Raw genomic sequence first — 9,628 nt, 5'->3', positions numbered from 1 at the left:
TACCTTATTTATAATAATTCTAAATAAGGAAAATTCATTACCTTTATCAGAATAACGAGAAGTGAACATACCGCTTGGGATTGAGCCGCAAATCGATCATAAGCGAATCGACACTGCCCAACACCCCGTTGGCCCGGTCGTAGAGCCCACGGTCGTTCAACAGCAGCCCCAGGCTGTTATCGGGCGAGGTAAGCCGTGAGGTAATCTGCTGCAAATTGGCCGAGGTGGCTTGCACCGACGCCATGGTCGATTGCAAGGGCAAGGCATTGAGCGAGTCGGAGAACTGGTTGATTTGAGCCGTAATGCCCTGCACATTGTCGAGAATCACCGGCACATCATTCTGCATCAGTCCCGAGAGTTGTACCGAGGTATGTTCCAAATTGGCCGTGATGCGGTCAATGCGTTTTACCGACGAAGCCAGAGCCGGGTCGTTGACCAGCGTTTGCAGCCCCGTGAGAATGCTGTCGAGTTTGGGCAACAGGTCTACCACCTCGGGGAGCAATTCGGTTTGCAGGCTCTGCATCAAACCCGATTTCACTTCGCCCTGCAACAAGGCTCCATGTTCGTAATACTCGCTCACGTGAGGATTCAGGTCGATGACTACCGACGAGGTTCCCAGCATGTCGGTTTCGAGATAGACGCGGCTGTCGACGGGTATTTTCAATTTCTTATCGAGATTCAACAGCACCGTTATTGTCCGATTCGTATCGTAGTCATACTGGATTTCCTGCACAAGCCCCACCTTATAACCGTCGATTGTCACCGGTGCCGACTGGGCCAACCCACCTACACTGGGAAACTGCACATAATAGTAATTGGAGGGCTTCATCACGTTGATACCTTTCAAATAGTTGATGCCGATATAGAGAATCAGGATACTGACAAGAACCGACAAGGCTATCTTAACTTCTTTTCCAAACCACTTTTTCATATTCTTCTTTTTAATTGGGAGACTATCGGGTTTCTCACTTTACCCGTTTTCCGTCGCGGAATTGTATGATAAAGGCATCGCGAAACAACGCTTTCACCTTTTTATATTGTTTTTGTATCTCATTTCGGTCGGTCGACTTTCCGTAGGTGTACTTGTACATGCCGCCGTCCTTGTAACACTCGACGGGCGAAAGCCCTTTGAACTCCTTGGAGTTGGCCGACAATTTACGGGGCAACGCCATGAACTGCACCTTGTAATAGGTAACACCCGACTCGTCGTCTTGTTCAGCCACCGGGGCCGATGTGGTGCGGGGAACCGGCTTGCTATCGGCTTTTGCTGTCGAAGTCGGAGCCGGCACTGAGGCTGCGGCCGGGGCCGATGTGGCCGGAGCCACACTCTTCCCGGCATTCTGCTTGCGGTCATAGTCCGACTTGTATTTGACGAAGGCGTTGTAGATGGCCTGGGCCATCTTGGTCTGCCCGCTCTCCGAGGTGAGAAATCGTTCTTGCGTGGGGTTGCAGATGAAATCGAGTTCGACCAATACGGCGGGCATGCTGGTCTTGGCCAGCACCCAGAATCCGGCCTGACGCACCCCCCGGTCTACCCGATTGGCCACCGATACAAACTCGTGCTGTATGTCCGAAGCGAAGTTGATACTCTGCTCCATGTGCTTGTACTGCATGAACTCGAAGATGATGTACGATTCGGTCGAGTTGGGGTCGAATCCCTCGTACCGGGTCGAGAAATCGCTTTCGAGATAGATTACCGAGTTCTCGCGCTTGGCCACTTCGAGGTTCTCCTTGCTACGGTGCAATCCCAGCGTCCAGGTAGAGGCACCGGCTACGGTCTTGCGGTTGGGCGACTTCTTGTCGATCGAGTTGGTATGAATCGAGATAAACAGGTCGCCCTCTACCCGATTGGCCTTGTTGGCCCGCTCCTGCAACGTCAGATAGACATCTTTGTCGCGGGTGTAGACCACCTTCACCCCCGGCACGTTGTTGGCCACCATGCGCCCCAGTTTCAAGGCCACCCCCAGGTTAATATCCTTCTCCTTGGCCCGATTGCCGAGAGCTCCGGCGTCGCGACCGCCGTGACCGGCATCGATTACCAGCACAAAATCCTTGGCCGAGGCAACCGACAGTCCGAGGAAGAGCGCGAAAACGAGCGATAGCAGCCGCGTAAAGCGATAGGTATGTTTCATAAATTTATCATCAGTCATTAAAAAAATTTCGAGAAACTCGAAATTCCATTTATCATTTCCAGAGTGTAACCGGGAGACTCGCATACGGTTCGGGAGACTCTGCCAAGTCGACACCTGTTTTTCACATTTATCCATGCAAAGGTATAAATAAAGCGTGAAAAAACATTCAATTTCCCTCAGATTTATTACCTTACATACCCCTTACAAAACAGGATTCTTCCTGATGGGTTTCTCGAAAGAAAAAAGTATTTTTGCAGAAACGAGCTAAACGAACCTATATATGATACCCTCCAAAAAATTCAGCGGCTATGCCGGAGCCATCTGCCTGCTGGTTGCCGCATTCATTGCCTGCAACGGCAAGGCGTCGGAGAAAGAGAGTCTTCCCCTTGACACACCTGTGACTATCGAGCGATTCGACCGGGAACTCCCGACTTATGTGCAAGAGGGCGATACCGCAGCGTCCGCCCGATTCAGAGAACGATACGCTCCTTTCTTCCCCATCTACTGCCGGCAGATTCTGGGGTTGGGCGATGCCCCGGATTTCCGGGAGGGATTGAATCTGTTTCTCACCCACGAAGCTATCGCACAGCTCTATACCGACACCGAGAGCCGTTTTGCCGGCGACTCGGTCTGGACGACCGACTTGCAACAGGCCTTTGCCCGATACCACGAACAATTTCCGCAGAGCACCCTGCCCCGCATCCTCACCCACGTATCGGGGTTGAACCAGTCGATTGTCACCATCGACTCGCTGCTCTCCATCTCGCTCGACTGTTATCTGGGGGCCGATTACCCGCTGTATGCCCAGCGTTATTACGATTATGAACGAGGGCTGCACGAGAGCAACCGCATCGCCTTCGACGCCGTCGAGGTGTGGCTGCGCACCGCCTACCCCTACCAGTCGAAACGGAATGCCCTGCTCGACCGCATGGTGTACGAGGGGAAAATCCTGTATGCCCTCACCTCGCTCTTCCCCGACGTTGATATCTACCGACTGTTGGGCTACACAGACAGCCAGGCGCAATGGTGCCGCGACAACGAGGCCGAGATATGGCATCAGGTGGTTGCACGCAAGCACCTCTTCAACACCGAGTCGATGCTCATCAACAAATATGTGGAACCGGCCACCTTCGTCGCCGTACTGCATGCCGAATCACCGGGACGGCTGGGCCGATGGATTGGCTATCAGATTGTCTCGCGATATGCCCGGGACAAGAAGAAGAGTGCCGCCGAGATGCTGGGCACGACCGACGATGCCGGCGAAATACTGGCCGAGTCGAAATACAACGGATAACCTTTTTTTCGAAAACAAAATGAAAAGAATATACGGACTGGTGGGCTACCCTTTGGGACACTCCTTTTCCCGCTCGTTTTTCCAGGAGAAATTCGCCCGCGAGGGGATAGACGCCGACTATGAAAATTTTGAAATGGCCGACCTTCGAGGGTTGCGCCAACTTATTGCCGACCGCCCGGAGCTGTGCGGACTGAACGTGACGATTCCCTACAAGACCGAGGTGATGGCCCTGCTCGACGACCTCGACCCGCAGGCCCGCGAAATCGGGGCGGTCAACGTCATCAAGATCGAGCGACGTCCACAAGGCGGCATCTGGCTCACCGGGTACAACAGCGACATCATCGGCTTTACCCAATCGATAGCCCCGCTGCTTGACAGCCGCATGCAACGGGCCCTAATTCTGGGAACGGGAGGGGCCTCGAAGGCGGTCTACGCCGGGTTGAAGACGCTGCACATCGAGCCGACATTCGTCTCACGGCAACGTCGCGACGGCATCATCACCTACGACGACCTCTCGCCCGAGGTGATGGCCAGCCACCGCGTCATTGTCAACGCCACGCCGCTGGGCATGTACCCGCACACCGACCAGTGCCCCCACATTCCCTATACAGATTTAACCCCCGGCCATCTCTGCTACGACCTCATCTACAACCCCGAGGTGACCCGCTTTCTCGCCCAGGCGGCCCAACAGGGCAGCCTCACCAAAAACGGCACCGAGATGCTGCACCGGCAAGCCTTGGCGGCCTGGGACATCTGGAACCGATAAGACAAGTACCACACCACAAGCACCACGCGACAGTATGATAGATTTCCGACTCAAAGTTTTTTGCAGCGTAGCCCGCAACCTCAGTTTCACCAAAGCCTCGAAAGAGCTGTATGTGAGCCAGCCGGCCATCAGTAAACACATACAGGAGCTCGAAGCCGAATACAGTACCCGTCTGTTTGAGCGCATGGGTACCCACATTGCCCTCACCCCCGAGGGGGAGCTGCTGCTGAGCCATGCCGAAAAGATTCTGGCTCACTACAAGCAACTCGATTTCGAAATGAACCTGCTCACCCAACGTCACGTGGGCGAGTTGCGCCTGGGCGCCAGCACCACCATTGCCCAGTATGTGCTGCCCACCTACCTGGCCACATTCAGCCAGAAGTTCAAGCAGATAAAACTGTCGCTCATCAACGGGAACACCCGCGACATCGAACGGGCCATCGAGGAGCACCGTATCGATCTGGGGCTCATCGAGGGGGTGAGCCGGCAACCGCATCTGCACTACACCCCCTTCATGCGCGACGAACTGGTGTGCATCGCCAGCACCCGCAGCCGGTTGGCCCGACGCGACGAAATCTCACTCGACGAATTGCGGCAACTGCCGCTGGTTATCCGGGAGAGCGGTTCGGGCAGCCTCGAAGTCTTTGAAAAGACGTTGGCCCAGCACCAATTGAAGCTGTCGCAGTTCAACATCGCCATGCAAATGGGTACGACCGAAGGCATCAAACGTTTCCTCTACCACACCGACAGCGTGGGGGTGGTCTCGATTCAGGCCGTCACCACCGACCTGGCCGAGGGGCGGTTGAAGGTAATCGACATAGCCGACTTTTCCTGCGAACGGGAATTCTGCTTCGTACAGAATGCCGGCCAGACGGGCGGAATCGAATCGGATTTCATGCGCTACATGACCCGTAAATTCTGACCGCCAGCTCCCCTCCCCGTTTTTTTATCTAATACCTCGAAACACACGACCTCATGACCCATAGCTCCCTGTCGGCCGCCCGCACTCCCTTCATACGCCTGCTCGTCCCGCTGCTGGCGGGCATCGTCGGGCAAGAGGCGCTGCATCTGCCAACAGGGTTGTACCTGTTACCCACCCTGGGCGGAGTGGTCTTGTGGGTACTCTTTGCCCAACGCGGCAATATCGAAACGCAATACCGCAAGCGTCCCCTCTTCGGGTGGGGGCTCTTCCTCCTTGTCCTTTCGCTGGGGGCTTTCCTGCACACTCTGGGCCATCGACCCCAGCCGCTTCCCCAGAGATTCTATCCCGTGGCCATCGCCCACATTGACCAAAAGGCCACCGAGAAACCGAATGCCTACTATTGCCCGGCCACCCTCACGGCTCTGGCCGATACCAGCGGTCGCACCGTGGCATATCGCAAGCGAGTGGCTCTCTATTTCGAGAAAAGCCTGTATGCCCGGCGACTCACCTACGGCGACCGGGTGGCCTTTGCATTTCAACCACGGGCCATCGAGGCGAGCAGCAACCCGGGCGATTTCGATTTCGCCGCCTACATGCGTCACCAGGGAATCGCCCGCAGCCAATACCTCACCGACTCGCAATGGCGACGACTCGACCACACTCCCCGGTCGGTATTTTGGGAGTGGGCCACCTCCCGGCAAAGCCAGTTGGCCTACACCATCGACACCTGCCGCCTGTCACCTACCAGTGCCGCACTCTTGAAGGCCCTTCTGCTGGGCGACCGGCAAGACGTCCCTTCCGAGCTGCAACAGAGCTTCTCGGCAGCCGGACTCTCGCATATCCTTGCCGTGAGCGGTCTCCACATGGGAGTAATGGCCTCGCTGGTCTACCTGCTGCTCTACCCTCTGGCCTGGTCCGAGGCGGGGCGCAAGTTGCGACCGCTGCTCACCCTCTTCGTGCTGTGGGGCTACGGCTGTCTCACCGGGCTATCCCCCTCGACAGCCCGAGCCTGCATCATGGCTTCGTTTCTGCTCACGGCCGACTTCCTGGGACGGCGCAACAGTTCGCTCAACGCCCTGTTTGCCGCGGCCTTCTTCCTGTTGCTCTACGATACCGATCTCCTTTTCGACGTGGGATTTCAGATGAGCTTCTCAGCCGTCGCCGCCATTCTGCTCTTCTATCGGCGGCTCCATTTCGGGCAGAACTCCCCCTACCGAATCATTCGCTGGGTCAGCTCCTGTGTGGCCGTGTCGATAGCCGCCCAGATAGGGGCCCTGCCCATCGCCGTCTATTACTTTCACACTCTTCCCCTGCTCTTTCTGGTCGGCAACCTCGTGGTACTGCCCCTCCTGCCTGTCATCTTCGGATCGGGTCTGCTCCTGCTACTACTCGCCACGCTGCACCTGCCCTATGGGTGGATAGCGGCCTCGACCGACCTGATGTTGCGCTTTGTCGAGTGGCTGAGCCTCGGCATAGCCCGACTGCCGGGGAGCCACATCGAGGGGATATGGCTTGCCCCACGCTACCTGTTCCTCTACTTCGGTACGGCCATTCTTGGCTACATCGCCATCAAGAACCGCTCCAAAAAGGTGTTGTGGCTTACCCTGACTTTCGGCATCGTCTTTCTGGCGACCGACCTGTCGACCTATCGTCCCCCTCGCCCCGAAGCGGTGGTGTATGACGACCGGCAGACTACCGTCGTCGAACTGAGCGACCGCGAGGGGTGCTACCTGCTCCTGCCCGACACACTACCGCCGCAACAACCGCCGGTGGGCGAAGCACACCGCCAACAGGCGGGACACCGGGACTACGCCCTGCTCCAACCGGGCTCGACACCGGTCGAGAAGGAGTCGCTCTTCATCGCCTACCCGTTCGCCCGGTTCTACGCCACACGGTTGCTCCTGCTCGACGGGCAGGAGTGGCAGAGGGTATCGACCGACAGGCGGCTGGCAATAGACCATGCTGTTGTCGACCGTCGATTCACGGGACGTATCGCCGACGTGATGCGACTCTTCGATGTGCGCCACTTTATCATCGGGGCCAACGTTCACCCGAGCCGGGCCCGACGACTGATAAAGGAGTGTTTCGAGCAGGGCATTCCCTGCCACGACGTGCGCTCGCAAGGAGCCTGGATATACTCGCCGGCCCCCTGAACCGGTCCTCGGAGCAATAGTCCTTTCCCTCCCTTTAACCGGGAAACGCCATAAACCGAAAGAGGGCCGCAACCGTGTGGTCACAGCCCTCTCGTACAGGGTATTGCATTGTGCCGCGATGATTCGACCCGCAGCACGTCGTTAACTTATTATTTGGTTTCGGCACCTTCGGCAGCCTCTTTTTCAGGTTCTGCCTCGGCCTTCTTCTCTTCCACGAAATCGGTATTGCCGGTCTCGACCAACAGGTTGTACCAGCTGATGAGTTTTTTGATGTCGGTCACATACACCCGCTCGCGATCGAAATTGGGAAGCACGTCGGCCAGATAGGCACGCAGGGCCTCCGAGTCGGCCTTCTTGATGTCGAGCGAAACCTTGCCGCCATTCTCTTTCTTCTTGATCGACTCCAACACCTCGCCCAGAGGCACATCGTCCTCATCGGTAAAGATGGCAATATCGCCCAGCGAAATAATCTTTTCATGCGCATAGGCAGGCTGACGTTTGCCGGTTTGCAGCGACTCGACAATCAACATATTCTTAGCTTGGGATACCAACTTGTACAAACCCGGTTTCCCAGAGATAGATAAAATCGTTTTCAACATAAAATTGAGGTTTTATATTTAATAACTTGTTTCGTTTTGCATTGCAAAAATAATATACTTGTCGGGTTTAACCCCTCTTCCCGGACAAAAATTTCTTACCGGGAACGGTTCAACAGCGAAAGTACAGTGGCAATGAGCGACTCCCGACCGTCGTTGCAAATGACATGGGTGGCCTGCCTGCACCTCTCCTCCTCACCCTGCTGGGCGGCGATACGACGCTTCACCTCGTCGGCCGAGAGGCCGCTGCGCTGCTGCACCCGCTCGATACGCAGCGACTCGGGGGCGGTAACCAGCCACACCTCGTCGACCTGCCGGTCGAGATGCGACTCGTACAAGATGGCCGACTCGACAAAACAGAACTCTCCCCGAACGCCCTGCGACCAACGGTCGAAATCTTCGCGTACGGCGGGGTGCACAAGGGCATTGAGCCGGGCTATCTGCTCGGGGTGACCAAAGACCCGCGAGGCCAACAACGGACGGTCAAGTGTGCCGCCCGCATAGATATCGTCACCAAAGGTCTGGCACAACTTTGCTTTCAGTTGCGGCAGGGTGTTCATGAGCCGCCGGGCCTCGGAGTCGGTATCGTAGACCCGATAGCCCATCACGCGCAGCAGATTCGACACCACCGACTTGCCACTGCCTATGCCACCTGTAATTCCTATCCGTTTCATATCGTATCGGGGCGTGAGACGATTGCCGTATCGGCCTGTAAGTCGAATGCAGACCGCTTGTGTTCCACAATATAGTCAACACTGTCTTGCGACAGCACGATGTTGCGCACGAAATCGGGAGCTTTCAGCACCTTGATTCCCAGTTTGGCGGGAGGTGTACGTCCCGACAGGTCGGTAAAGTCGACGCCCAGCAGGAAACTCTCCTCATTGACCGAGGCGAATTTGCTGAACGGCATCATGCACGAGAGTTGTACCGACGAGGGGAAGGTGATGAGTGACCAACCTGCGGGTACGCTCTGGGTCACGATGGGTATGTCGAGCAGTTTGGAGGTTATCTCCTCGACCGGTATCGTCACCATCACCTGGTCGGGGACAATGCGCAGATTGGGTATGCGGGCTATCCGCACCGTCGTGCGCAGGGTGTCGCTCAACCGCTTGGCTTCGAACTCGGTCGTGTAGACCTCTTTGAGGTGTTTCAACAAAGCATGATCGCCATAGACCATCACCGAGTCGATCTCGGCCGTCATGGGGCCGCTCAACACGCATTGCGGCGTAGTCGAGGCTTTGCCCCGCACCACCAGTTTCACCCGTTTGCCGGCATTGTGGGTATATTGTACTTTCAGAGTGTCGGGGATAACCGACAAGATGGTTGTCGTGGGGCGCAGCGATTTGCGCAAAATGGTTTCGAGCTGCGGCAGAGCCAGAAAGAACGAACTGCCTCCCTTGTCATACTCCTGGAAATTGATGCGCAGCGGATTCAACCCCTCGATGGCATAACCCAGCATCACGGGACCTTTGTCGCGAATGCGCACTTCGACGTGTGTAGGCAGGTCGTTGATGAGGGTCGTCTTCTCGGGCAGATTTTGAAGTTCTACCGGAATCTTGAACGAACTCTCGACCTCCTCGTTCAAGCCTTGCATGAACCAGAATACCAACGACAGCAACACAAACCCCAGGAAGGTAAACAACTCCCGGGTGCGCTCCTGCCGGAATGTATCGGCTATCTTTCGGGCAATTACTCTGAATCGCGTGGCTATGCGGGCCGAAATGTTCTTCTTCATATAATCACACCATGGCTATATAGAAACAAA

The 9,628-nt window shown here is 56.2% G+C and carries 9 protein-coding genes; 4 read left to right on the top strand and 5 right to left on the bottom strand.

Annotated elements, in window-relative coordinates; all coding sequences use genetic code 11:
* Nucleotides 1–46: 46 nt before the first annotated feature.
* Complete coding sequence (locus BARVI_RS12780; protein WP_025279576.1) at nt 47–931, bottom strand: MlaD family protein; 885 nt, start codon at nt 929–931, stop codon at nt 47–49.
* 34 nt (nt 932–965) lie between these two features.
* Entirely contained in the window at nt 966–2,132 is a 1,167-nt protein-coding gene (locus BARVI_RS12775; protein WP_025279575.1) for an N-acetylmuramoyl-L-alanine amidase family protein, read from the bottom strand.
* A gap of 280 nt (nt 2,133–2,412) precedes the next feature.
* On the opposite strand from BARVI_RS12775, the gene gldB reads away from it, so the two are divergent.
* Genes gldB through BARVI_RS12755 form a run of 4 tightly spaced genes read left to right on the top strand, consistent with a single transcriptional unit; the run spans nt 2,413 to nt 7,267 of the window.
* Nucleotides 2,413–3,426 carry a gliding motility lipoprotein GldB gene (gldB, locus tag BARVI_RS12770; RefSeq protein ID WP_025279574.1) on the top strand — a complete coding sequence of 338 codons (1,014 nt, stop codon included), beginning with the start codon at nt 2,413–2,415 and terminating at the stop codon, nt 3,424–3,426.
* A gap of 19 nt (nt 3,427–3,445) precedes the next feature.
* Entirely contained in the window at nt 3,446–4,192 is a 747-nt protein-coding gene (locus tag BARVI_RS12765; RefSeq protein ID WP_025279573.1) for a shikimate dehydrogenase family protein, read from the top strand.
* A 34-nt stretch (nt 4,193–4,226) separates the two neighbouring features.
* Nucleotides 4,227–5,114: a LysR family transcriptional regulator gene (locus tag BARVI_RS12760; protein ID WP_025279572.1), complete on the top strand. Its 888-nt coding sequence runs from the start codon at nt 4,227–4,229 to the stop codon at nt 5,112–5,114.
* Nucleotides 5,115–5,167: 53 nt separating this feature from the next.
* Nucleotides 5,168–7,267 carry a ComEC/Rec2 family competence protein gene (locus BARVI_RS12755; RefSeq protein WP_025279571.1) on the top strand — a complete coding sequence of 700 codons (2,100 nt, stop codon included), beginning with the start codon at nt 5,168–5,170 and terminating at the stop codon, nt 7,265–7,267.
* 149 nt (nt 7,268–7,416) lie between these two features.
* Here BARVI_RS12755 and BARVI_RS12750 read toward each other — a convergent pair whose 3' ends face one another.
* The 3 genes from BARVI_RS12750 to BARVI_RS12740 form a co-directional block, all read right to left on the bottom strand.
* A complete protein-coding gene (locus BARVI_RS12750; RefSeq protein WP_025279570.1) occupies nt 7,417–7,866 on the bottom strand; it encodes a DUF5606 family protein in 450 nt (149 codons plus the stop codon).
* A gap of 95 nt (nt 7,867–7,961) precedes the next feature.
* A complete protein-coding gene (coaE, locus tag BARVI_RS12745) occupies nt 7,962–8,537 on the bottom strand; it encodes a dephospho-CoA kinase (protein WP_038534408.1) in 576 nt (191 codons plus the stop codon).
* Nucleotides 8,534–9,598, bottom strand: coding sequence for a YbbR-like domain-containing protein (locus BARVI_RS12740; RefSeq protein WP_025279569.1), 1,065 nt, complete (start codon nt 9,596–9,598; stop codon nt 8,534–8,536). Before BARVI_RS12740 ends, coaE begins: the two co-directional genes overlap by 4 nt.
* Nucleotides 9,599–9,628: the final 30 nt, after the last annotated feature.

Origin of the sequence: Barnesiella viscericola DSM 18177, assembly GCF_000512915.1 — a bacterium.
Classification (GTDB): Bacteria; Bacteroidota; Bacteroidia; order Bacteroidales; family Barnesiellaceae; genus Barnesiella; species Barnesiella viscericola.
This window is presented reverse-complemented; position numbering and strand designations above follow the sequence as displayed.